This is a genomic window from Paraburkholderia phosphatilytica (genome assembly GCF_003443895.1).
In the GTDB taxonomy this organism is placed as follows: domain Bacteria; phylum Pseudomonadota; class Gammaproteobacteria; order Burkholderiales; family Burkholderiaceae; genus Paraburkholderia; species Paraburkholderia phosphatilytica.
On sequence record NZ_QQOA01000016.1, the window covers coordinates 91,214 to 113,654 of the forward strand.

General features: G+C 62.4%; 21 protein-coding genes. 13 read left to right on the forward strand and 8 right to left on the reverse strand.

Translation table 11 applies throughout. The features are described 5' to 3' along the window. Positions 1-3 precede the first annotated feature (3 nt). From DVS29_RS18615 to DVS29_RS18625, 3 genes are all read left to right on the forward strand, one after another. Positions 4-960, forward strand: a complete 957-nt coding sequence (locus DVS29_RS18615) for a complex I NDUFA9 subunit family protein (protein WP_118181958.1) — start codon at positions 4-6, stop codon at positions 958-960. A gap of 63 nt (positions 961-1,023) precedes the next feature. Further along, positions 1,024-1,668 (forward strand): glutathione S-transferase family protein, encoded by a 645-nt coding sequence (locus DVS29_RS18620; RefSeq protein ID WP_118181959.1) that lies wholly within the window; start codon positions 1,024-1,026, stop codon positions 1,666-1,668. After that, on the forward strand, positions 1,668-2,915 hold the full coding sequence (locus DVS29_RS18625) for a multifunctional CCA addition/repair protein (protein ID WP_118181960.1): 1,248 nt from the start codon (positions 1,668-1,670) through the stop codon (positions 2,913-2,915). Before DVS29_RS18620 ends, DVS29_RS18625 begins: the two co-directional genes overlap by 1 nt. 18 nt (positions 2,916-2,933) lie before the next feature. On the opposite strand, the gene DVS29_RS18630 is transcribed toward DVS29_RS18625, so the two are convergent. Together DVS29_RS18630 and DVS29_RS18635 are read right to left on the reverse strand one after the other, a co-directional pair. Next, positions 2,934-3,128, reverse strand: a complete 195-nt coding sequence (locus DVS29_RS18630; RefSeq protein ID WP_118181961.1) for a DUF2905 domain-containing protein — start codon at positions 3,126-3,128, stop codon at positions 2,934-2,936. A 17-nt stretch (positions 3,129-3,145) separates the two neighbouring features. Continuing rightward, positions 3,146-4,339 (reverse strand): class I SAM-dependent methyltransferase, encoded by a 1,194-nt coding sequence (locus DVS29_RS18635; protein WP_118181962.1) that lies wholly within the window; start codon positions 4,337-4,339, stop codon positions 3,146-3,148. Between the two features lie 13 nt (positions 4,340-4,352). On the opposite strand from DVS29_RS18635, the gene DVS29_RS18640 reads away from it, so the two are divergent. From DVS29_RS18640 to glmS, 5 genes are all read left to right on the forward strand, one after another. Then, the gene (locus DVS29_RS18640) at positions 4,353-5,180 is read left to right on the forward strand and encodes an SDR family oxidoreductase (protein ID WP_118181963.1); all 828 of its coding nucleotides are present in this window, start codon (positions 4,353-4,355) and stop codon (positions 5,178-5,180) included. A gap of 110 nt (positions 5,181-5,290) precedes the next feature. Beyond that, positions 5,291-5,686 carry a dihydroneopterin aldolase gene (locus tag DVS29_RS18645; protein WP_118181964.1) on the forward strand — a complete coding sequence of 132 codons (396 nt, stop codon included), beginning with the start codon at positions 5,291-5,293 and terminating at the stop codon, positions 5,684-5,686. A 2-nt stretch (positions 5,687-5,688) separates the two neighbouring features. Continuing rightward, complete coding sequence (gene ttcA, locus DVS29_RS18650) at positions 5,689-6,696, forward strand: tRNA 2-thiocytidine(32) synthetase TtcA (RefSeq protein WP_118181965.1); 1,008 nt, start codon at positions 5,689-5,691, stop codon at positions 6,694-6,696. A gap of 166 nt (positions 6,697-6,862) precedes the next feature. Continuing rightward, positions 6,863-8,224 (forward strand): bifunctional UDP-N-acetylglucosamine diphosphorylase/glucosamine-1-phosphate N-acetyltransferase GlmU, encoded by a 1,362-nt coding sequence (glmU, locus tag DVS29_RS18655; protein ID WP_118181966.1) that lies wholly within the window; start codon positions 6,863-6,865, stop codon positions 8,222-8,224. Between the two features lie 55 nt (positions 8,225-8,279). Continuing rightward, complete coding sequence (gene glmS / locus DVS29_RS18660; RefSeq protein WP_118181967.1) at positions 8,280-10,097, forward strand: glutamine--fructose-6-phosphate transaminase (isomerizing); 1,818 nt, start codon at positions 8,280-8,282, stop codon at positions 10,095-10,097. Between the two features lie 211 nt (positions 10,098-10,308). Here glmS and DVS29_RS18665 read toward each other — a convergent pair whose 3' ends face one another. From DVS29_RS18665 to DVS29_RS18675, 3 genes are all read right to left on the reverse strand, one after another. After that, positions 10,309-10,593, reverse strand: a complete 285-nt coding sequence (locus DVS29_RS18665) for a PAAR domain-containing protein (protein WP_118181968.1) — start codon at positions 10,591-10,593, stop codon at positions 10,309-10,311. Positions 10,594-10,787: 194 nt separating this feature from the next. Beyond that, positions 10,788-11,723, reverse strand: coding sequence for an Imm72 family immunity protein (locus DVS29_RS18670; RefSeq protein ID WP_118181969.1), 936 nt, complete (start codon positions 11,721-11,723; stop codon positions 10,788-10,790). 269 nt (positions 11,724-11,992) lie between these two features. After that, positions 11,993-12,622, reverse strand: coding sequence for a hypothetical protein (locus DVS29_RS18675; RefSeq protein ID WP_118181970.1), 630 nt, complete (start codon positions 12,620-12,622; stop codon positions 11,993-11,995). Positions 12,623-13,054: 432 nt separating this feature from the next. Between DVS29_RS18675 and DVS29_RS18680 the strand changes: the two genes are divergently transcribed. From DVS29_RS18680 to DVS29_RS18700, 5 genes are read left to right on the forward strand one after another with little or no spacing between them, the layout of a single operon-like run. Next, the gene (locus tag DVS29_RS18680; RefSeq protein ID WP_118181971.1) at positions 13,055-15,604 is read left to right on the forward strand and encodes a type VI secretion system Vgr family protein; all 2,550 of its coding nucleotides are present in this window, start codon (positions 13,055-13,057) and stop codon (positions 15,602-15,604) included. Between the two features lie 9 nt (positions 15,605-15,613). After that, positions 15,614-16,417 carry a DUF4123 domain-containing protein gene (locus DVS29_RS18685; RefSeq protein WP_118181972.1) on the forward strand — a complete coding sequence of 268 codons (804 nt, stop codon included), beginning with the start codon at positions 15,614-15,616 and terminating at the stop codon, positions 16,415-16,417. A gap of 26 nt (positions 16,418-16,443) precedes the next feature. Then, complete coding sequence (locus DVS29_RS18690) at positions 16,444-19,005, forward strand: T6SS effector BTH_I2691 family protein (RefSeq protein ID WP_118181973.1); 2,562 nt, start codon at positions 16,444-16,446, stop codon at positions 19,003-19,005. Between the two features lie 11 nt (positions 19,006-19,016). Continuing rightward, entirely contained in the window at positions 19,017-19,973 is a 957-nt protein-coding gene (locus tag DVS29_RS18695) for a DUF6708 domain-containing protein (RefSeq protein ID WP_118181974.1), read from the forward strand. After that, the gene (locus DVS29_RS18700; RefSeq protein WP_118181975.1) at positions 19,970-20,254 is read left to right on the forward strand and encodes a PAAR domain-containing protein; all 285 of its coding nucleotides are present in this window, start codon (positions 19,970-19,972) and stop codon (positions 20,252-20,254) included. The genes DVS29_RS18695 and DVS29_RS18700 overlap by 4 nt, the downstream gene beginning before the upstream one ends. Here the strand turns inward: DVS29_RS18700 and DVS29_RS18705 are convergent. The 3 genes from DVS29_RS18705 to DVS29_RS18715 form a co-directional block, all read right to left on the reverse strand. Continuing rightward, positions 20,241-20,651, reverse strand: coding sequence for an NADPH-dependent FMN reductase (locus DVS29_RS18705; protein ID WP_240655679.1), 411 nt, complete (start codon positions 20,649-20,651; stop codon positions 20,241-20,243). The two genes, DVS29_RS18700 and DVS29_RS18705, sit on opposite strands and share 14 nt — an antisense overlap. Before the next feature lie 149 nt (positions 20,652-20,800). Next, positions 20,801-21,457 carry a DUF429 domain-containing protein gene (locus DVS29_RS18710; RefSeq protein ID WP_118181977.1) on the reverse strand — a complete coding sequence of 219 codons (657 nt, stop codon included), beginning with the start codon at positions 21,455-21,457 and terminating at the stop codon, positions 20,801-20,803. A 5-nt stretch (positions 21,458-21,462) separates the two neighbouring features. Next, positions 21,463-22,434 (reverse strand): alpha/beta hydrolase family protein, encoded by a 972-nt coding sequence (locus tag DVS29_RS18715; RefSeq protein WP_164707940.1) that lies wholly within the window; start codon positions 22,432-22,434, stop codon positions 21,463-21,465. Positions 22,435-22,441: the final 7 nt, after the last annotated feature.

Below are 22,441 nucleotides of genomic sequence, written 5' to 3' on the forward strand. Positions count from 1 at the left end.
AAAATGCGACATCAAACCATCGCCGTCATCGGCGGCTCGGGTTTCATCGGCAGTCACCTCGTCAACGCGCTCGTCGAAGTCGGCAAGAACGTGCGGATCGCTACCCGGCGCCGCAACAACGCGCGGCATCTCACGTTGCTGCCCGTCGACGTGATCGAAACCGACATCTTCGATCCGGTGCAGCTCGCGCGTTTCGTCGAGGGCGCGGACGCGGTGATCAATCTCGTCGGCACACTGTATGGCCGGCGCGCCGATCCGTATGGTCCCGAGTTCGCGAAGATCCACGTCGAGTTGCCGACGAAGATCGTCAGCGCGTGCGAGGGCAAGGGCGTGCATCGGCTCGTGCACGTCAGCGCGATCGGCGCGGACCCGCGCGGGCCGAGCATGTATCTGCGCTCGAAAGGCGATGGCGAGCGCGCGGTGCATGCTTCCGCTGCGCTTGCGAGCACCATCTTCCGGCCATCGGTGCTGTTCGGACCGGAGGACCAGTTCCTCAACCGCTTCGCGATGCTGCAGCGGATGTTCCCGCTGATTCCGCTCGCGATGCCCGATGCGAAGTTCCAGCCGGTGTTCGTTGGCGACGTCGCAAAAGCGATCGTCAACGTGCTCGATCTCGACGCCGCGAGCGGCCGCACCTACGAACTGGGCGGTCCGGGCGTGTACACGCTCGAGCAGCTCGTCACGTTCTGCGGCGACGTGATCGGGCGGCACGCGCGCATCATCCGTCTGCCCGACGCGCTCGCGCGCATGCAGGCGATGACCTTCGAAATGGCGCCCGGTGCGCCGCTGATTTCGCGCGACAATCTCGATTCGATGAAAACCGACAGTGTGCTGTCGGGGCCACTTGCGCCCGAGCTGGATATCCAGCCGGCCAGCATCGAGACGATCGCGCCGGTGTACCTGAGCGCCGCAACGGGTCGCTCGCGCTTCGATGCGTTCCGTGCGAACGCGGGGCGCTGAATGTGCTGAATCTGCTTAATCCGTAGCCCCCAACTTTTCCCTCTCCATGGAGCGTGGTGACACATGAAGCTGGCAATCGGTGACAAGAACTATTCGTCGTGGTCGATGCGACCGTGGGTCGTGATGAAGCACTTCGGCATTCCGTTCGAGGAAGTGCTGATCGAGCTGTTCGAGGCCGGCACGAAAGCGCGCATTGCCCAGTACTCGGCGTCGGGCAAGGTGCCCTGTCTCGTGACCGACGACGGCACGCATGTGTGGGAGTCGCTCGCGATCGTCGAGACGCTCGCCGAGCGCTTCCCCGATCTGCCGATCTGGCCGCGCGATCCAGCAAAGCGCGCGCAGGCCCGCGCGATCAGCGCCGAGATGGCGTCCGGCTTCGGCGCGCTGCGCCAGAACATGTGGATGAACATTCACGCTTCGTTTCCCGGCAAGGGGCGCACCGAGGAGTCGCTGGCTGACATCGCGCGGGTGCAGGCGATCTGGTCGGACTGCATCGAACGCCACGGTGGCCCGTTCCTGTTCGGCGAGTTTTGCGCTGCCGATGCGATGTACGCGCCGGTCGTGATGCGGTTCAACACGTGGCAGCCGGAGCTGTCGGAAACGGTCGCGGCGTACGCGCGGCGCGTCACCGCGCAGCCGGCGGTAAAAGCGTGGATCGACGACGCACTGCGCGAGACGCACGCGATTTCCAAATACGAAGTCTGCTGATGAACATTTACGCAGTGGGCGGCGCGATTCGCGACGAGCTGCTCGGCGTGCCCGTGCAGGACCGCGACTACGTCGTGGTGGGCGCGACACCCGAGCAGATGGTCGCGAAGGGCTTTCGTCCGGTCGGCAAGGACTTTCCGGTGTTCCTGCATCCGCAGACCCAGGAGGAGTACGCGCTCGCGCGCACCGAGCGCAAGACCGCGGCGGGCTATCACGGCTTCCAGTTCTTCTATGCGCCGGATGTGACGCTCGACGAAGACCTCGCGCGCCGCGACCTGACGATCAACGCGATGGCGCGCGCGGTGCGGCCCGATGGCGAGCTGACGGGCCCCGTGATCGACCCGTTCCGCGGCGCCGAAGATTTGCAGGCGCGCGTGTTTCGCCACGTCAGCGATGCGTTCCTGGAAGACCCGGTGCGGATCCTGCGGGTCGCGCGCTTCGCGGCACGTTTCGCGGAGTTCACCGTTGCGCCCGAAACGATGGCGCTGATGCAGCGCATGGTGGCCGACGGCGAAGTCGACGCGCTGGTGCCGGAGCGCGTGTGGCAGGAAGTGTCGCGCGGGCTGATGGAGAAGAAGCCGTCGCGGATGTTCGACGTGCTGCGCACGTGCGGCGCGCTCGCGCGAATCCTGCCGGAGGTGGACGCGCTGTGGGGCGTGCCGCAGCGCGCGGACTATCACCCCGAGGTGGACACGGGCGTGCACGTGATGATGGTGCTCGACTACGCCGCGAAGCGCGGCTATGCGCTCACGGTGCGCTTCGCGGCGCTCACGCACGACCTCGGCAAGGCCACCACGCCCGAAGACGTGCTGCCGCGTCACATCGGTCACGAGGGCCGCAGCGTCGATCTGCTGAAGCCGTTGTGCGAGCGTCTGCGGGTGCCGAACGAGTGCCGCGACCTCGCGCTGCTGGTCGCGCGCGAGCACGGCAACATTCATCGCGTGATGGGGACGGGCGCGGCGGGCGTCGTGCGTCTGTTCGAGCGCGGCGACGCGATCCGCAAGCCGGCGCGCTTCGCTGAAGCATTGCAGGCATGCGAGGCGGACGCGCGCGGGCGCACCGGCTTTGAAACCGCCGACTATCCGCAGGCCGAGCGGCTGCGGCTCGCGCTCGTCGCGGCGCGCGGCGTGGATGCGGGCGCGGTCGCGAAAGACCACGCGGGCAAGCCGGAGCAGATCAGGGAAGCGGTGTCGCGCGCACGCACGGCGGCGGTGGCGAAGGCGCTGGAAGCGGCGCAAGCGAAGTGACGGAGACGCGCGGCGCGCTCAGAGCAGCTTGACGAGCGTCGCGACGATCATCGTCAGCACCAACGTCGACATGAACGGGAACGGGTATTCCTTGCCGAACATCCGCAGTGTGATGTCGCCGGGCATCCGGCCGATGCCGAACTTCCTCAGCCACGGCCAGTTCGCGGACAGGATCGCCACCGCGACGAAGGTGGTCAGCAGCCAGCGGATCATGTCCGGCGCCCCCGTGGCTAGAGCGTGTGCGAGCGGTCGCCGCGCGCGAACGCGTCGAGCGTGCCGTCGATGCCGCGCGAGAACGCGATCACCTTGAATAGCTCGCCCATCTCGGCTTCCGACAGCAGCTTCTGCACGGCGTTGGCTGCGGGCAGGAAGCGCGCGGTGTCCATCGGATCGATTTCGGCGAGCGCGTCCGTGATGCCCGCATTCAGCAGGAAGCGGCCCTGCGACGTGAAGCCGAGCAGATCCGCGCCGGCATCGACGCCGGCTTCCGCGATGCCCGTGAACTCGACGTGCGCGGTCAGATCCTGCAGGCCCGGATGGAGAAACGGATCGTCGTGCGCGCGGTGCCGGTAGTGGCACATCAGCGTGCCTTGCGTGCGCTGCGCGTGGTAATACTCGCGACGCGGAAAACCGTAGTCGATAAAAAACGCGGCGCCGCGCGCGAGCATCGTGCAGACGGTGCGCGTGAACGCGCACGCGGCTTCGTGCGTTTCCGTCACGTAATGATCGGCGTCGGGCACATCGAGCGACGCGAGGAACGCGCCGTCCGCAGTGGACGACAGTGCGCGGTCCGCAAACGCAAAGCCCTGTCCGTTCGTCGTCACGCCGCGCTCGTGCCACACGCCGTTCAGGCGCGCGAACAGGCGCACCGGCATCGCGTCCAGCACTTCGTTGCCGATCACGACCCCTTCGAAGCGCTCGGGCAGCGCGTCGAGCCAGCGCACGCGCCCGGCGAGATCGGGCGCCGCAGCTTCGATCGTCGCGCGCTGGCGGTCGCGCAGTTCGCCGGACAGATCGACGATCGAATAGCTCGCGAACGGCGTATCCAGTTCGTGCAGCGCGTTCAGCAGGCCGGCGGCAAGACGCCCGGTGCCCGCGCCGAACTCGATGATGTCGCGCGTGCCGCTGGCTTCGAGCGCCTGCGCGATGGGCCGCGCGAACGTGGCGGCGAAAAGCGGCGACAGTTCGGGTGCGGTGATGAAGTCGCTGCCGTCTTCCGCGCGCCGGCCGAACTTGATCGCGCCCCCGCTGTAATAGCCGAGGCCGGGCGCATACAGCGCGCGTTCCATATAGCGGTTGAACGGCAGCCAGCCGCCTGCCGCCGCGATCTCGGCGGCGATCTGCGCGACGAGCGCTTCGGACTGCGCGAGCGCGATCGGGCTGGGAGCAGGTAAACTATCGGGCTGATGAGCTTTCGGATTCATCCCGGCATTGTAAATGAGCGCTTCGACTGACACTTCCGCCTCCCGCCGGCCTGATGGGCCCGACACCGCGCGCGTCGTGCTGATCACGGGCGGCGCCCGGCGGATCGGGCGCGCGCTCGCGCTGGGATTCGCCGCGCAGGGCTGGGACGTCGCGGTGCACTACGGCGCGTCGCGGGCGGAGGCGGACCAGACGGTCGTGGAGATCGCCGCGCTCGGACGCCGCGTGCTCGCGCTGCGCGCCGATCTGGCCGTGGAGGCGGACGTCGCGCGACTCGTGCCGGACTGCACGCGTCTGCTCGGCCGGCCGTTGTGCGTGATCAACAACGCGTCCGCGTTCGATGAAGACACCGCGCGCGACGTCGGCTACGAGCGGCTGCTGCGGCAGATGGCGATCAACGTCGGCGCGCCGCTGGTGCTCGCGCGCACGCTGTTCGACGCGACGCCGGAGGCCGCGGCCACGAACGATGCGCTGCGCGGCGTCGTGATCAACGTGCTCGACCAGAAGCTCGTCAACATGAATCCCGACTACCTGTCGTATACGCTCTCCAAGGCTGCGCTCGAGAACGCGACGATCGCGCTCGCGCAGGCGCTGGCGCCGAAGCTGCGGGTGGTGGGGCTGGCGCCGGGGCTGACGTTGCAGTCGGCCGGGCAGACGCCCGATGGTTTCGAGGCCGCGCACAAGATCACGCCGCTCGGCCGCGCGTCGCGCCCCGAGGACCTGGTCGGCGCGGCGCTGTATCTCGCCACGGCGGCGGGGGTGACCGGGACGACGCTCGTCGTCGATGGCGGCCAGCATCTGGTGCCGTCGCCGCGCGATGTGATGTTTATGATCGGCCGCTGATCGCGACCGCGTGGGCCGCAACCGCGTTGCGTCTGCAAGGCGTTGCACCCGCGTCGAAGCGCAGCGCCGCCTGCTTGCGTGTCCGCACGCGCTTTTCGACTGGAACGAACATGGTTTCCGCACTGTTGCACCCACGGCTCGCCGATTGCCGGCGGCTCTTTCTGCGCAATTACGAGGTCTACATCAATATCGGTGTGCACGACTTCGAAAAACGCGGCGAGCAGCGCGTCGTGATCAACATCGAGCTGTTCGTGCCGCTCGCGTCCACCACGCCGCTCGAAGACAAGCTGCGCGAAGTCGTCGACTACGACTTCATGCGCGCCACTGTCGCGAAGCGCGTGGGCCGCGGGCACATCCACCTGCAGGAGACGCTCTGCGACGATCTCGCCGAGGCGATGCTCGAACACCCGCAGGTGCGCGCCGCGCGCGTGTCCACCGAGAAGCCCGACGTTTATCCGGACTGCGACGCGGTTGGCGTCGAAGTCTTTCGCATCAAAGAGGATTGAGCATGAACGCACCCGAGATTCTCGGCGCCGCGAACCTGTCGGCTGGGACCGACGCAGCCGATGCCGGTAGCGAACGCCGCGCGCTCACGCGCCGCGAGCAGAAAGAGGCGTACGAGAACAACAAGCTGTTCAAGCGGCTTGCGCGCCAGGTCGGCCAGGCGATCGGCGACTACAACATGATCGAGCACGGCGACAAGGTGATGGTGTGCCTGTCCGGCGGCAAGGACAGCTACGCGATGCTCGACGTCCTGATGCGGCTGCGCGAGCGCGCGCCGATCGACTTCGGCATCGTCGCGGTGAATCTCGACCAGAAGCAGCCGGGCTTCCCGGAGCACGTGCTGCCCGAGTATCTGACGAAGCTCGACATCCCGTTCCATATCGAGAATCAGGACACGTACAGCATCGTCAAGCGGCTGGTGCCCGAGGGCAAGACCACCTGCTCGCTGTGCTCGCGGCTGCGGCGCGGCATCCTGTACCGCGTGGCGGGCGAACTCGGCGCGACGAAGATTGCGCTCGGCCATCATCGCGACGACATCCTGCAGACGCTGCTTTTGAACCTGTTCTATGGCGGCAAACTGAAAGGCATGCCGCCGAAGCTGCAATCGGATGACGGCAAGAACGTCGTGATCCGTCCGCTTGCCTATGTGAAAGAAACCGATCTGGAGAAATACGCGGAACTGCGCGAATTCCCGATCATTCCGTGCAATCTCTGCGGCAGCCAGCCGAATCTGAAACGCGCTGAAATGAAGGCGCTGATTCGCGAGTGGGAGAAGCGTTTCCCGGGGCGCGTCGACAATATGTTCAATGCGCTGTCGAACGTGGTGCCGTCGCATCTGATGGACCACACGCTGTTTGCGTTCGGAACGTTGCGCGCAACCGGCGTGGCCGACGCGCAAGGCGACATCGCGTTCGACGAGGAACCGTGCTCGACCTCGACGGATATTGCCACCGACTCAACCGAAGGCGGGGCGGCCAGACCGATTTCGATCGTTCAGTTCGACGATCTTTGAAAACGTTTTAATCCGCTTATTCACGCATTGGCTGAACGCGATTGCAATGTCAATCAAGCTTTTGCGATGCGTGGTGAATTCGCAGAAATGGCCCGTTCGCGGGCCATTTTCACGATTTGGTGCGTGCTAGAATCAGCGGCTCCAAACTCGTCTTTTCACCTTCGCCATGAATATCGTCATTTTGGCGGCCGGCACCGGTAAGCGCATGCGGTCCGCGTTGCCGAAGGTGCTGCATCCTCTGGCCGGTCGGCCGCTTCTGTCCCATGTTCTCGATACTGCCCGCACGCTGAACCCGACGCGTCTGATCGTCGTCGTGGGTCATGGCGCGGATGCGGTGAAGCAGGCCGTCGGGGCACCGGACGTGCAGTTCGCGCTGCAGGAGCAGCAGCTTGGCACCGGGCACGCGGTTCAGCAGGCGCTGCCGCTCGTCGATCCGTCGGTGCCGACGCTGGTGCTGTACGGCGACGTGCCGCTCACGCGCGCGAGCACGCTGAAACGCCTTGCCGACGCAGCCGGACACGGCGGCTACGGCGTGCTGACAGTCACGCTCGACGACCCGACCGGCTACGGCCGCATCGTGCGCAACGCAGCGGGCAAGATGGTGCGCATCGTCGAGCAGAAGGACGCGACGCCCGAGCAGCTGAAGATCGCCGAGATCAACACCGGCATCGTCGCGCTGCCCACCGCGAAGCTGCAGACGTGGCTCGCCGCGCTGAAGAACGACAACGCGCAGGGCGAGTTCTATCTGACCGACGTCGTCGAACTGGCGATCGAAGCGGGCATCGAGATCGAAACGACGCAGCCCGACGAAGAGTGGGAAACGCTCGGCGTGAACAGCAAGCAGCAGCTGGCCGAGCTTGAGCGCATCCATCAAGGCAATGTCGCCGACGAACTGCTGGTGGCGGGCGTGACGCTCGCGGACCCGGCGCGTATCGACGTGCGCGGCACGTTGGAGTGCGGCCGCGACGTGTCGATCGACGTGAACTGCGTGTTCGAAGGCAACGTGAAGCTCGCGGACAACGTGACGATCGGCGCGAACTGCGTGATCCGCAACGCGACGATCGGCGAGGGCACGCGCATCGACGCGTTCTCGCACATCGAAGGCGCGACGGTCGGCGCGAGAACCGCGATTGGTCCGTATGCGCGGCTGCGTCCGGGCGCGCAACTCTCGGACGAAGTGCACATCGGCAACTTCGTCGAAGTGAAGAACGCGGTGCTCGGTCACGGGTCGAAGGCGAACCATCTGTCGTACGTCGGCGATTCGGATGTCGGCGCACGCGTGAATATCGGCGCGGGCACGATCACCTGCAACTACGACGGCGCGAACAAGTTCCGCACGATCATCGAAGACGATGTATTCGTCGGCTCGGATACGCAGCTGGTCGCGCCGGTGCGCGTCGGACGCGGCGTGACGATCGCGGCGGGCACGACGGTGTGGAAGGATGTGGAAGCAGACCGGCTCGTGCTGAACGACAAGACCCAGATTAGCAAGACGGGCTACGTGCGCCCGACGAAGAAGAAAAGCTGAAGGGCAGCGCGCGTGACGCGCGCTTCCAACCTAACACTGCAAAGGACCCACCACCATGTGCGGCATTGTCGGCGCGGTTGCGCAACGTAACATCGTTCCCGTTCTGATCGAGGGCCTGCGTCGCCTCGAATATCGCGGCTATGACTCGTGCGGCGTGGCCGTGCTGACGGAAGGCGACCTGCGACGCGCGCGCAGCGTGTCGCGCGTGGCCGAGCTCGACGACCAGGTGCGCGAGACGCGCCTGGAAGGCGTGAGCGGCATTGCGCACACGCGCTGGGCGACGCATGGCGCGCCGGTCACACACAACGCGCACCCGATCTTCTCGCGCGACGAACTGGCCATCGTTCACAACGGCATCATCGAGAACTACGAGTCGCTGCGCGAGACGCTGAAGGGCAAGGGCTACGAGTTCGTGTCGCAGACGGACACCGAAGTCATCGCGCACCTGATCCACAGCCTCTATAACGGCGACCTGTTCGCGGCGGTGCGCGAAGCTGTGCGCCAGCTGCATGGCGCGTACGCGATCGCGGTGCTGCACAAGGCGCAGCCGCACACGGTGGTCGGTGCGCGCCAGGGTTCGCCGCTCGTCGTCGGACTCGGCGAGCACGAGAACTTCCTTGCATCCGACGCGCTGGCGCTTGCCGGCAGCACCGAACGCTTCATCTTTCTCGAAGAGGGCGACGTCTGCGAACTGACGCTGGAGAGCGTGAAGATCGCCGATCGCAGCGGCTCGATCGTGCAGCGCGAATCGCGCGAAGTCGCGGCGTATGGCGGCGCGGTGGAACTCGGCCCGTATCGCCACTTCATGCAGAAGGAAATCTTCGAGCAGCCGCGCGCGATTGCCGACACGATTCCCGCGACGGATTCGTTCGACGCCGCGCTGTTCGGCGAAGCCGCGCCCGCTGCATTCGCGGAGATCGACAGCCTGCTGATTCTCGCGTGCGGCACGAGTTCGTACGCGGGTTATACGGCGAAGTACTGGCTCGAATCGGTCGCGAAGATCCCGACGCAGGTCGAGATTGCGAGCGAGTACCGCTATCGCGAATCCGTGCCGGATCCGAAGCAGCTGGTGGTGGTGATCTCGCAGTCCGGCGAAACGGCGGATACGCTCGCAGCGTTGAAGCACGCGCAGTCGCTCGGTCACAAGCACACGCTGTGCGTGTGTAACGTCAGCACGAGCGCGATGGTGCGCCAGACGGAAATGGCGTTCCTGACGCACGCGGGCCGCGAGATCGGCGTGGCGTCGACGAAGGCGTTCACGACGCAGCTGGTCGCGCTGTTCGTGCTCGCGGTGACGCTCGGCAAGCTGCGTGGACATGTGTCCGCTGCGCAGGAAGTCGATTATCTGCGTCAACTGCGCCACCTGCCGGCGGCGCTGAACAGCGTGCTCGCGCTGGAGCCGCAGATCATCGCGTGGTCGGAAGAGTTCTCGCGCAAGGACAATGCGCTGTTCCTCGGCCGCGGGCTGCACTATCCGATCGCGCTGGAAGGCGCGCTGAAGCTGAAGGAAATCTCGTACATCCACGCTGAAGCGTATCCGGCGGGCGAGCTGAAGCACGGGCCGCTCGCGCTCGTGACGGAAGCGATGCCGGTGGTGACGGTCGCACCGAACGATGCGCTGCTGGAGAAGCTGAAGTCGAACATCCAGGAAGTGCGCGCGCGTGGCGGTCAGCTTTATGTGTTCGCGGATGCGGATACGCGGATCGTTAACGACGAAGGCATTCATGTGATCCGGATGCCTGAGCATTACGGTGTGCTGTCGCCGATCCTGCACGTTGTGCCGTTGCAGTTGCTGGCGTATCACACGGCTTGTGCGCGGGGGACTGACGTCGATAAGCCGCGGAATCTGGCGAAGTCGGTTACGGTGGAGTGAGGAGAACGGGATTCCGCGTGCAGTTGCTAAGTTGCATTAATTCCGGTTACCGGGCAGGCAGCCGCGCAGGCATCAAACCCCATTGGAGCCTGCGCCACGCGGCGCAGGCATGCTGAGCTGTTTCCCAGCTGAGGCAAACGCAGAACTTGTCGAACTCCACCGGCGGCCGGCCTAGATAGACAACGACGGTCGGGATCGAGAGGGCAAACCGTCAGCTCGACAATGCCCCTGTCGACTGCGACGCAACCAGCTTGGGCAGCGGCTGGCACTTGCATTGGCACAGGTCGCGTTCCAACGCTACCTGCTTGTTCATGACCGACATCGTGTGAGGTGAGCCGTCTGTAATGATGGTCCCCTCGGTATGGCATGTGTGGCACTGGACAGGCGCGCCAAGATACGCGAGTGGTCGGCCACCGAACGACGAGCCCGAGATTCCATCAAGCACTACGCCGTCGTGGTCAGTCTTGTCATCTTTCAGAATAAATCGGCGGCTCACTTGCGAGACTTCAATTAGCTAGAGACCGTCGCCGGCCTCACCAGACGCCACGTAACCCAATGAACGCGGCGCTCTCCTGAGCCCGGCGACGGCGCAAGAACGTCGGGCATGACTTGCCCCTTCGCGACTTCAACAGGCTTCACGTTGAAACCCTTGGCTTCCCACGTCCCTGATACGGGGCAAATATCGCCGGTTCAGACCTCGACACCTACGGGGGATTCCTGCAGTGTTACGTCCTCGACCCGCGTGTCCTCGAGGAAATATTCCGACTCGTCAGGAATTGCGCCGTCTTTGTATCGTGTGTCTTCCCACAGCAGGCGCCAATGGGTGCCTACGCGCTCTGTGCGGGACTCGGCCTCGTTCCATTGGCCCCTGACATTTGGCGCCTTTGTGTCCTTCACCAGATAGTTGAAGCATCCATTGTTCTCAACACTTTTCACACCCAGTGGCACAAGGCCGAAGGCCCTCGCTCGCTCGACGTTGACTGGTTCCCATATTCCGTCCATCGGTACGCGCTGCCCGGAACTGATGATGAGGTCGGTCGCTGTGGGCACCTCCGGAATTTCGGCTGGAAAGACTGGATAGGGCAATTGATAGAACTGGTACCTGTAACGCTCGGGGTCTAGCAGCGCTGCCGGGCTCGAGTACCGGGCAGACATGCGAGGAATGAAGGGCACCTCCAGCGGCGCGTAATCGTCCTCGTAGAGGGACGCAAGTAGAAGTCGATTGAGTGCCTCGACCTTGTCTGGATAGGGCGCCGTCTGTGAGCCTCGCTCCCAGTAATCAGGGTGCGGGTACAGAAAGTTGCGGACCGTACCGGTTCTGTCCATGACGACATCAAGGCATTCTCCCGTCCGCCAGACGAATCGACGCCCCTTTCCGAGTTCTTCAAGCCCTTTGTTGTATAGACTTAGCGTTTCATAGATTCTGGGAAGCAAATCGGCATTCATCCGCTCGGGGTCGTTTTTGGGCCACGTTCTGACTGCGTTCTCGAATGCCCTGGCAAACACCTCCCATGCATCCCGTTTCTTCGCCCACAGCGAATAACTGGTCAGTCGCTTCAGAAGCCAAAACACGCGTCGCCGAGTCTCGGCGTCATACATATCGTACTCTTTAGTATCGTCCCGCATCCCATCTACTCCTGACCGCTCTCGGCCGTACGAGACGCCGCAAGCGTTTTACTGTTCGCTACCTTGGTTTGTATTTCGTCGCTGGCGAGCCGACGCGTGCGGGCCGAACCGGATACGTCCTTTGAAAACTTGCTGCACCCGTATACGTTCTCAACTTTCATCTGATATGCGTTTCGACGAGGGTATCATCGACGTCGACATCGAATATCACATGGCTTCAATGTCACGACGCCCTTCGCGTGGATTGACTTTCTGTCGACACACCAGACCTAACTGCCACTCTGCCCCGATTTGCGAAGCGCCTTCGCCTTCTCGATATCTTGCGCTTCAATCGCGCGCAGTCCCACCACGACGGGGTTGTCCGGGCCAAGATTGCTCTCAAGTATTCCGACTGACATCACGTGCGTGACGCAATCATGCAGCCTGGCCTTGAGCGTGTTTTCATCCAGCGTGTCCTTGCCTTCATCGGACTTCGCGTCTGACCACACTTCGCCTGCCGACCATGAACCGCTTGTCCCGTCCTGCTCAATGCGGGCGTGGACCGCGTACTGCCCTGGCTTGAGTCCGATGCGCGCTTTCCAGGGTTGGTCGGCCTCCGGAAATTTTATTGCGCACTCCTGCACGGCGGCGTCACTGCTTTCGAGTTGAACCCACTGCGCGTCATGCGGGAACTCTGTCTTCGCGAGCGTGGCCGCTGAGCGAGCGAGTGGGCTGTCGGATGCGCTGTGGCAGGCTGTGAGAAAAACCAGCGTCGTGGTGCAGATGAGAAGACTGCATTTTTTATGCATCGGACGAGTAGTAAAAAATGAATATTGAAATGTTTGCCCGCACGCGAACTGGAAAGATGTGAGCGCGGTTTCGAGTGACGCGACGCCGAAGATAACAGAATGACCCGGCATGGTGCACCGTTTTAAATCGAACGGGCGATAGCCGAAAGCGAGCCGGAGTCGACAGGTCATTGAGCGATGACAGATTGCTCAGCGGCGCAAGAATCTCACATGTACCTTCCGTGTATGCAATTCAGATACGCCTCCCGTGTTGGGCCGGGTTGCTCTCACATTGCACGAAGGAATCGTGACGTACGCCGATTCAAATTGATAGGCCGGCTTTCGTTCTTTAGCGATGGCCAATGTCAACTGCAACCAATTGCATATAATCCGGTAAAAAGTTCGCAACCGAACAAAGAGAAAGAAAAGTCAGGAATTTTTTGCTGGTCAATTGCAACTTTGCTTTAAGAAAGGTTTAAATCGTGATGCTCACGTTGTGCGAAGCCGATTCCTCCATTTAAGATTCTGCACTTCAAATATGCTGCATCAACGGGGATATTCATAATGGGTCAATCCGCCTATTCGGTGCTAACGGACGCCGGAATCGAGCAGTCCCACAGAGCGGTGATACTGGATACTCCCCTCGGTGCCAAGGCACTGCTGCCCCAACGGGTCACCGGTGAGTCGCGCCTGGGCCGGGACATGGTATTCACGGTCGATGTCGTTGCGAAGGAGAAGGCCGTCGAGCTGAAGAAGCTGATGGGGCAGCCCGTGACGATGTGGCTGCTGCAGGCCGACCAGACGTACCTCCCTTGGCATGGATACGTTTTCGCGACTCGAAGGCTTGGTGGTGACGGGGGCCTGACCTACTATCAGCTCTCCTTCGCTTCATGGATGAAGTTCCTCGAGTACCGCAAGGACGCGCGCATCTTTCAGGAACTTACGACCACCGATATCCTCGCGCAGGTTTTCAACGGGCACCCGATGGCGCGCGGCAAGTACCGGTTCGCGACGCGGGACCGGGGTATGACGCGGTCCTTCTGCACCCAGTACGAGTCAGACGACAACTTCGTCCATCGGCTCCTCGAATCGGAAGGATGGTTCACCTGGGTGGAGCAGTCGGCCGACGGCAAGGCGCACACAGTTGTCGTTACGGACAATATCGCGAGCTGCAAGGCGCTGGACCAGGCGGAAGTGTCGTTCTACCGCGCCGACCGCAAGGGACAGACAGCGACGCTTGTCGAATGGGGCAGCGAGCGTACCACCCAGAGCGTGCGCTACGGATTTCGCACCGCGGACTACAAATTCCCCCAACGGCCGAAAGAACGGTCGGGCCTGTCGCAGGCGAATCAGGGCGGGGTTCCCGACAACCTCGAGGTTTACGAATACGGCGGCCACTACAGCTTCCCGGCCGGGCAGGACGTCGACCAGGGTGACAAGGCCGCTCGCATCCGCGTCGAGGAGATGGCCTCGCGCACCAAGCGGTTCTATGGAGTGGGCAGCGTACAGGGCATGGATACCGGGCGCACGTTCACGCTCAAGGACCATCCGGAGCACGACGACGATTCCCGGAATGACCGCCAGTTTGCAGTCATCGCGACCCGCTGGTACATCCAGAACAACCTGCCGCTGGGCAACAGCCGTCCGTTCCCGCACAGCCTTCAGCGGACACTCTCGCGCGTGCGGGCCGAATATCGCGAGGAGCAGGCACAGTTCATGATGAAGGACCCGCTCGGCAATGAGAGCTTCTTTCTGGTCGAAATCGAGGCACAGCGCCGCTTCGTGCCCTACCGGAGTCCGCTCGAGCACCGCAAGCCCGTCATGCACATGCAGACGGCGACTGTCGTCGGTCCTTCGGGTGAGGAGGTCTATACGGATTCCTTGAACCGGGTCAAGGTGCAGATGCACTGGGACCGGCTGAACAGCAAGGATGCGTCGGCCTCCTGCTGGGTTCGGGTCGTCATGCCGCAGGCCGGCAACAACTTCGGGTCGGTGTTCGTGCCGCGGACGGGACAGGAGGTGGCCATCGGCTACCTCGAGGGGGATTGTGACAGGCCCGTCGTCACGGGCGTGCTCTTCCACTCCACCAACACGCCGCACTGGAACACGAACGGACTACTGTCCGGGTTCAAGTCACGCGAATACAGCGGCCAGGGCTTCAACCAGCTCGTCTTCGACGACTCCACCGCGCAGTCGCGGGCCCAGCTCTATAGCTCAACAGCGGACTCCTACCTTCACGTCGGATATCTCGTCAACCACGACGGCAATACACGCGGCAGCTATCTTGGCAGCGGTTTCGAGATGAAGACCAGTTCATTCGGCGCGGTGCGCGCCGGTCAGGGCCTGTACGTCTCAACCTACGCACGGGGCGGCACCACCAGCCAGCAACTCGACACGAAGGAGGCAACGCAGCATCTGCTCGACTCGAGCGCAGTTATCCAGCAACGCTCGATGGCGGCTACCGAGGCGAAGGCGGAGAGCCTTGACGACGCCCAACAGGACATCAAGGACTTCGCTGCGGCGACACAGAGTAACGCGCAGGGCAGCGCGTCCGGCGGGCGCACCGGTGGCGGAGGCACGGGCGCGGCAAATGCCTTCTCGGAGCCCATCATGCTGCTCGCGAGCCCGTCCGGGATAGGCCTGTCGACCCAGCAGACACTGCATGCGACCGCGACCCGGCACGTCAACCTGGTCAGCGGCGAGAACACCTACGTCTCGGTGGCGAAGTCGTGGATTGCGAGCGTCGGCGAGAAGCTCAGCTTCTTCGTCCAGAGCGCAGGCATGAAGTTCTTCGCAGCCAAGGGCAAGGTCGAAATCCAGGCGCAGTCCGACAACATTGAACTCACGGCGGACAGGACGCTCAAGGTCGTTTCAACGTCGGACTCCGTGAATATCTCTGCACAGAAGGAAATCACGCTCACCGCCGGCGGCGCGACGATTCGCATCGCCGAAGGGAAAATCTTCATTCACGCGCCGGGACTGGTGGAGGTCAAGGGCAGCCCGCTTTCCTTCGAGGGACCTGAGGGCGCTAACGCGGCCGCGCAGTCGTTGCCGTCAAAGTCGTGCGCGCAGCAGTTCGCGGCGGCCGCGCAGGCCGGCTCGGCGCTCGTGTAGGCGGTGACCATGGTCCACTATGTCATCGTCGAACCTGCGAACGGGAAGCTCGAACTGTCCGGTGCGCCCCCCGTCTATAAAATCGGCGAGCTGGTGCCGGCGGCGCGCCCTGACCTCGAAGGCGTCGCGCCAGTGCTGTACTGTGCGGAGCATCCGGATGAACAACTGCCGGCGCTCCGCTACGTCGCGACGCTCGACGCCAGTCGGCGGGCGCCGCCACGCGTCTGCGCGATAGTCGCATCCGGCAAGGCAACCGGTCGCGTGCATCAGCATCTGGCCGACCGGCTCCTTCTCGCGCGACCCGAAGGCGGTGACGCGGCGGTGTTCCGCTACTACGACCCGCGCGTATTCGCTCACCTGCCCCGAATCCTGAAGTCCGGGCAGCTGGACGTGCTTCTCGGGCCAGTCGCGACGTGGGCATTCCTGGACCCAGCCGGCGAATGGAAGACGCTGGAGGGCGCCGGCGTGGCCGGGGAAGGCCTCGCTGTCACTGCCGAGCAATACGGCCGGCTCTCGCGCATCGAACTTGTCCAGCGCGCGCTCGAGACGCTCCGCTCGAACAAATCGACCATGCCGCCGGACGCGCCGGCGCTGCTGGACGTGCAGTATGCAAAAGGACTGACGTACGGCCTGGACGGCGCCGACCTCGTTGCGTTTGCGCTGCATGGGTTGCTCGTCTCGCCGTATTTCGACCGGCACCCGCGCATCAGCAGGATTCTGCAGGCGCCGCAACAGACTTATGTCGATTCAGTCGCGAACTGGGACTCCAGCGACTGGGAGACCATTGCTCGCGAGAGCATCCAGTATCAGTAGGCGCACGCGGAAAACAGAGACAACAAATGGCACTCGACACCGACTTCTCGAGCATTTCCCAGCTCACCCAGTCCATCTCGCAGACGAGTACGCCGTCGGCGGGTTCGTGCAACATGTGCAAGAAAAAGGGGCTCCCGATTCTGCCGGTGCGGTATGGCATCGTTGCCGACACAAATGCCCATAGCGCTGCGGGCGCGTTGCCCCTTGGTGGCGGCTTCGGCACGGGCGTCACTTCCGTCCCACTCAAGAAGGCGAAGTACACCCTGCGCACGCTACGGTATGGCTATGTCTACATTTTCTATCCGTCGACCAAACGCTGGCAGGCGTACGCAGTAACGGCTGAAGGTAACCTGTACGACTACCCGCTCGACATTTCACTCGACCGGAGCTTCGAGAAGCCCTTCAGCTGTCATCAACCGGGGCATGCCCAGCTCGCGCAGTGCATTACCATCGACAATGCCCAGAGCGCGGGCACCGTCTATCTCGCGTTCAGCGATGCGCTATGGACAAAGAATGTACGCGACCTGTACGCATCGAACTTCATGGGCTGTCGCGACAAGCGGATGCAGAAGCTTGACGCGACCGCAGCGTACAACGGGAATACGGCCCAGCCGCACGCCGCCAGCGTCAACCAGCTGGATGGCCTGCTGAACGAATATGGAAGTGGCAAGCATCCGGATGCGATGCTCACCGGCTGCTTCCCCTACCACGACCGCGCTGGACAGACGCCAGCGCTGAAGAAGGCGATGGACTCCATCCAGCCGAACAAAGGTGTGGTGTTCGCGCTTTGGGACGCTATCGGCATCACGCAGGAACTCAATTTCGAGCAGCGGCTCGCATTCGGAACTGCGCTTGAGCCATTCCAGCACGGCATCTGGGCCGACAGTGCAATTGACGCCTTGCACAAGGCCGTTACCGCGGGAGCGAAAGAAGACATCGAAAACGCAGCCAGGACTTTGTCTGCGGACACCTACAACAACCTCGGCGCGAGTTCGATTTTCGACGGCGGGAAGATGATGGAGTCGCAGCTCAAGAGCATCGATGACGAGAAAGAAAAGGAACTGGCCACCGCCGACACCGACGCGTGGAAGCCGTACACAACGCACTACCGGAAACAGGCCATCACTGATTTCCGGAACAAAACCGCAGCCACGATGAAGCCCGTGCAGGAGAATATCCTCGCGCCGCTTTCCATCGACCACAAAACCTGGCTCTCCAGCGACGCACTGCTGAATGCTTTTGAGTGGGACTATGACCCGGGCGACTGGCAGCGCGGCCTCGACTACACGCTCACTTTCACGCTGTGCATCGAAGGAGCGGCAGACCGCAAGGAAGCGATTGACCAGCTCGTCAGCTGGGCGAACGGCAGTGTCCAGGATGCGCGCAATCCCCTGCTGCGCGCGCTCGTGCTCAATAGTCCGGTGCTGGCCGAAAAGGTGAAGGAGGCGTCCAGCTATCCTTATCCGGAACTGCGTGAATTTGTTGCGAAGCTCATCGAGGCGTACAGCAAGATTGAGAAGGTAGAAGAGGACAAGGACAAGGGCATTCAGACCAAGGTCGCAAAAGCATTGGCGCACCTGCTTCATGAGGCCGGCGGCCCCCTCGCTCAGGCCATCAGCCAGGGAGTCGATACGGCGGCGGGAAAGGTGATATACGCGACACTCTGCATGCGGACCAAGACGCTCGTCGAACTGAAGGCTGTCTACGGCTCGGTGAACCAGTGGGTCAACTACGTTTCCCGGCAGATGCAGGAGATGATGCCCGGGAGCCAGCAGATTGAGATGCAGGACCTGAACAAGGATGCCCAGGCGAAAGCTGCCAGTGCCGGAGATGCCGACCTGGAGGTAAAGGTCAGGCAGTTCGTCGTGGTGGAAAGCCCAGCGACCGAAGCTGCCGCGCTGGCTGGAGTGGCAGCGAAACCCGGCTTCCAGAAAATAGCTAGTGTCACACTTACGCCGGATGTCGTCGAGAAAATCTATCTGCCAAAGTTCCGTCTGCTCGCCAAGGGAGAGCCCGGATTCAACGGCATCGGTGCGATTTTCAATATCGTCAACCTGCACTTTGCCCGGAACGAGCTTTTGAAGTCGAATCACTTCAACTCGACAGAAAACAGAATCAAGCTCGATAATGCCTGGGGCGGCCTTGCATCCAGCGTCGCGCAATACGGTTCCGCGACGATTGAAGCCATCGAGAAGTCCGGCGCGAAAATCGGTGCTGGCTGGCTCAGGATAGGTCGGTACCTGGATATTCTAGGGAAAGCCGCGGGAGCGGTTGTTGGCTTGGTTTCGGCCGCTATTGACGCCTATCACGCTTGGGATGAATACAAACATGGAAATTTCTTACTTGCAGCGCTCTATTTCTCGTCAATGACTGTAGGCATCCTGTTGGTGATTGCCGCCTTCACGGGACCAGTTCTTGCATTGCCGTTGCTCATTCTCGCCGCGATTATTGGCGTCGTCATCAACTATGTCAAAGGTCGAGAAATCAACGAGTGGCTCGAGCAATGTTATTTTGGGATAAAAGAGGTCAGCGAGCGGTTCTCCACTCTCGCTGAAGACCAGAAGGCACTGGCCTCTGCACTCTCGTAACCGGAGCAGCCATGAATCTCACTAGAATCACCCGAGCGGTCACCGATGACGAGGTCGCCGCCCGCCTGCAGCAAAATTCGAGCTACTCAGACTCCCCGAGAAGCAGCGGAACTGCTTTCACGGCGACGGAAACCTATCTCGAGGTATGTGACGGACTTTATCGGGAAAAGGGCTGGGGCCTGCTGGCATTTGCTATGGGCGGCATCCCCGCTTTGTTAGGAACCGTCATGGGCCTGTGGATGGCCACCGACATACCGCAGGCGATTCAACAGAAGGGGCAGGCAGGATTGGCGCACTGGGTGTTCGGCTTCCTTTCCCTCGTTTGCTTTGGGGCAGTCCTGTGGGCATCGCGCTCGCTGTTGGTCGACTGTTTCAACTACACCCGGAAACCAGTTCGCTTCAATCGAATCGACCGGACGATATATGCCTTCAGGCGCAGCGGCCCGAATGGCGTCATCTCCGTGACGTGGGACAAGGCATTCTTTTACGTTGAGCGAAAACCGAAAGCTGGCCTTACTTCAACCGCTCCTCGGGTTGTACGCTGCCTGGTTCTGGATGAGAACGGACGTGTCACTGATAGCTTCCCGATTGGAAAGCGGGTAGTGCTGGCATCGTCAGAAGATGGGCGACTCGGTCAGGAGGTCATGAAAGAGCTTTATGCGGACTTCGAGTATTGTCGGCGATTCATGGAGTATGGACCCGCAAATCTGCCTGACGTCGAAGAGTTCCTTCCAGTCGAGGTTACCTTTCGGAACTCGCTGAAGCTGGAATTCGACGGCATGTCGGACATGCTGAATTCCGGAAACCTTTTCCTCTGGCTGGTGGGCGTTCTCGCGGCGATACCAACATTCGTTCTCGGGTGTGCCAACTATGTTGCGCAATTGACCTGTCGCGAACCGGTGTGGCCGGAAGAGGTCGAGCGCGCCTGCAGCCCGGCAGGTGCGGACACGGAAAGGCTCGCAACATGAGCCGCCGGTTCATCCTCAAGGGAGACAGGACTGACAACGATGGTGTGGTCGAAGAAGGAATCGACGGGTCATCCTTTCAAGGGCGCCCCATGGCATTCATTGGAGCCAAGGTTCACTGCCCGAGGTGCTCATCGGACGGTGTAATTGTGAGCGACGGTTCGCCGCGCTCAATGACCGTTATGGGAAAGACCGTCGCGCTCGAGAACGACCTCTGTCAGTGCAAATGTGAGCCGTTGCCGAAACTGGTGGCGTCGCAATCGCTCGGTTCTAGATCTGCGTGACGGCGTGAGAGGCGTGCGCTAACGCAACAGGCTTTCCGACGACTTCGAATCGCGAAACCATCCAGTCAATGGCGTTCTTGAGACCACCGGGAATCGCACGAACGTACTCAGGGCTCGATATGACGATGCCATCGCACGCGGCAAGCTGCTCCAGAAAGCGAACCACCTCTGGCGGGGTCGTCTCGCCTTCGCTGTCCGGCGAGAAGACAGGTAGTACGTTGAGGGTGTGGAAGACCGATACCTCAACACCAGGCGGAGCAATCTCTTTCATTGCCATGAGCAACGCGGTGTTGGTGGAAGACCGCCGAGCGCTCCCGGAAATAGCGAGAATTTTCATTTCAACAGAGTCACTTAACCTGGTATTCGAGAGTCCGCGCTGAACGTCGGCGACTGCCATCGCAGCAGTCACTGCCCGTCCCGGAGGTCTCAGGCGTCTGCAGGTGCACTGGATGCACCGCCTGTTTGCAGCTGCACATCCGCTTTGAACTGCTTGCGCTCATCTTCAGCCGAATATTTCTCACGAGCTCGGGGAGTCTGTTGCGATGGCTATATCGTCTGGGGCCGCCACACCAGCCCTTCAAGCACGACGATATACCCGCCTGGCTCGTCTCCAAACGCAACCGTCTTACCCTCGAGCCACAGCTTCGCAGTCAGCGCGCAAAGCGCCGCATCGATATCATCGATCGACTTCAGCGCGCTCGCATCGATACCCGCGTCTTCGAGAATGGCCCGACGCTGAACCCGCTTCATTTTCGCCGATGCGGCGTCAATGCCCAGCATCGCGCATGTGATCGCATGTGGAAACGTCTCGAAGCACACGCGAGACGAACGCTTGCTTGACGCAGTGAGTAGCGGATACGTGTCGAAGAACGTCGAGTAGATAAGCTCGCCGCTCAGCATCCACTCATAGAACCGGTTTGAACCGGCAAGCTCACGCGTCGGCGTAGAGAACAAAGCAATGCGTTGCCGCGCAAGCGCAGACTCCGCAGCGCGGCGTCCGGTTTTAGTCGCCCATCGACATGGCGCATCGATCCCCACTGCATCGACGTTCCAGTCGACGCAAAGCCGCCGCATCTCGTCGGGCGTGCCTCTGAATGGCGTCCCTTCCACCACCTGTGCGTCACGCAGAATGACGAGGTGAGCTCCCTTCTTCGCACCGCCAACATCGATTCCGGCAACCGTGCGTGTTCCGTGAGAACCCATCACACTCAATCCGATTCGACCTGAGGTCCACTCGTAGCCGGCGTCGGCTCCGGCGCACCAACCGCAGCGCCACTAGCCGGCGTCAAAGCACCCGCACCACCACCCGCAGTCTTCACCGGCACAACCCCCGCCAAAAACTTCTGCACATGCGGCAACCAGATCGGAATCGACCGCTCGACACTGAACATCCCATGCCCGTTCTGCCCAAACGGCGCTTCCATCACGAACTCACCACGCCCACCCGCCGCCTGAAACGCGGCAAACCAGCTACGCGTGTAGTCCGGCGCAAAGTATTTGTCGTTCTCGACGTAATGCCACAGCACCGGCACGCGCGTGGTCGAAGCGAAATGGCCGATCGTCTTCGCCATGTTTTCCGGCGCGCATGGCTCACCAGGATGCTTGACCGGATCGCCGCCGCGCCCACCTGAAAAGTTCACGACCGCAACGAGCCCCGGCGGATCGAAGCTCGCGGCAGCGAGCGAAGCGAAGCCGCCGGCGGACTGTCCAACCAGCACGACATGATGCTTGTCGACCTGAGGCAGCGTATCGGCATACGCGATGGTGGCGAGAATATCCTGCGCGGCCGCTTTGCCTGCGGCTTCGTAATCGGCGCCGTGGCACGAGCCCGCGTCTTCGGCGAACGTGCCGCCTGTGGCGCCGTAGCCGCGACGAATCGGCACGATCACCATGAACCCCATGCGCACGAATTCACGAATCTGCGGTACTTCGCGATAGCGTCCGACCTTCACGCGGTCGCGCGCATTCGGTGGATTGCCGTGACTGAGCACGATCAACGGAAACGGGCCAGGGCCATCGGGCTGCCAGGTTGTTGCAACAAGCTCGCGATGCGAGTCGCCGAAGAAACCATGTTCGGTCATCGGCACGTGCACGATGGTCTCGTGCAGATCGGTCGCCAATGGGCCGGTGTCGTCAGCAAAGGCCGGCGCAACAGCGGACAACGCAGCAGCCACTGCCATCCCCCAG

Excerpts from the sequence above, each read along its gene's own strand:
- DVS29_RS18615 (WP_118181958.1), top strand. The coding sequence starts at position 4 with ATGCGACATCAAACCATCGCCGTCATCGGCGGCTCGGGTTTCATCGGC.
- DVS29_RS18620 (WP_118181959.1), top strand. The coding sequence starts at position 1,024 with ATGAAGCTGGCAATCGGTGACAAGAACTATTCGTCGTGGTCGATGCGA.
- DVS29_RS18625 (WP_118181960.1), top strand. The coding sequence starts at position 1,668 with ATGAACATTTACGCAGTGGGCGGCGCGATTCGCGACGAGCTGCTCGGC.
- DVS29_RS18630 (WP_118181961.1), bottom strand. The coding sequence starts at position 3,128 with ATGATCCGCTGGCTGCTGACCACCTTCGTCGCGGTGGCGATCCTGTCC.
- DVS29_RS18635 (WP_118181962.1), bottom strand. The coding sequence starts at position 4,339 with ATGAATCCGAAAGCTCATCAGCCCGATAGTTTACCTGCTCCCAGCCCG.
- DVS29_RS18640 (WP_118181963.1), top strand. The coding sequence starts at position 4,353 with ATGAGCGCTTCGACTGACACTTCCGCCTCCCGCCGGCCTGATGGGCCC.
- DVS29_RS18645 (WP_118181964.1), top strand. The coding sequence starts at position 5,291 with ATGGTTTCCGCACTGTTGCACCCACGGCTCGCCGATTGCCGGCGGCTC.
- ttcA (WP_118181965.1), top strand. The coding sequence starts at position 5,689 with ATGAACGCACCCGAGATTCTCGGCGCCGCGAACCTGTCGGCTGGGACC.
- glmU (WP_118181966.1), top strand. The coding sequence starts at position 6,863 with ATGAATATCGTCATTTTGGCGGCCGGCACCGGTAAGCGCATGCGGTCC.
- glmS (WP_118181967.1), top strand. The coding sequence starts at position 8,280 with ATGTGCGGCATTGTCGGCGCGGTTGCGCAACGTAACATCGTTCCCGTT.
- DVS29_RS18670 (WP_118181969.1), bottom strand. The coding sequence starts at position 11,723 with ATGCGGGACGATACTAAAGAGTACGATATGTATGACGCCGAGACTCGG.
- DVS29_RS18675 (WP_118181970.1), bottom strand. The coding sequence starts at position 12,622 with ATGCCGGGTCATTCTGTTATCTTCGGCGTCGCGTCACTCGAAACCGCG.
- DVS29_RS18680 (WP_118181971.1), top strand. The coding sequence starts at position 13,055 with ATGGGTCAATCCGCCTATTCGGTGCTAACGGACGCCGGAATCGAGCAG.
- DVS29_RS18685 (WP_118181972.1), top strand. The coding sequence starts at position 15,614 with ATGGTCCACTATGTCATCGTCGAACCTGCGAACGGGAAGCTCGAACTG.
- DVS29_RS18690 (WP_118181973.1), top strand. The coding sequence starts at position 16,444 with ATGGCACTCGACACCGACTTCTCGAGCATTTCCCAGCTCACCCAGTCC.
- DVS29_RS18695 (WP_118181974.1), top strand. The coding sequence starts at position 19,017 with ATGAATCTCACTAGAATCACCCGAGCGGTCACCGATGACGAGGTCGCC.
- DVS29_RS18700 (WP_118181975.1), top strand. The coding sequence starts at position 19,970 with ATGAGCCGCCGGTTCATCCTCAAGGGAGACAGGACTGACAACGATGGT.
- DVS29_RS18705 (WP_240655679.1), bottom strand. The coding sequence starts at position 20,651 with ATGGCAGTCGCCGACGTTCAGCGCGGACTCTCGAATACCAGGTTAAGT.
- DVS29_RS18710 (WP_118181977.1), bottom strand. The coding sequence starts at position 21,457 with ATGGGTTCTCACGGAACACGCACGGTTGCCGGAATCGATGTTGGCGGT.
- DVS29_RS18715 (WP_164707940.1), bottom strand. The coding sequence starts at position 22,434 with ATGGCAGTGGCTGCTGCGTTGTCCGCTGTTGCGCCGGCCTTTGCTGAC.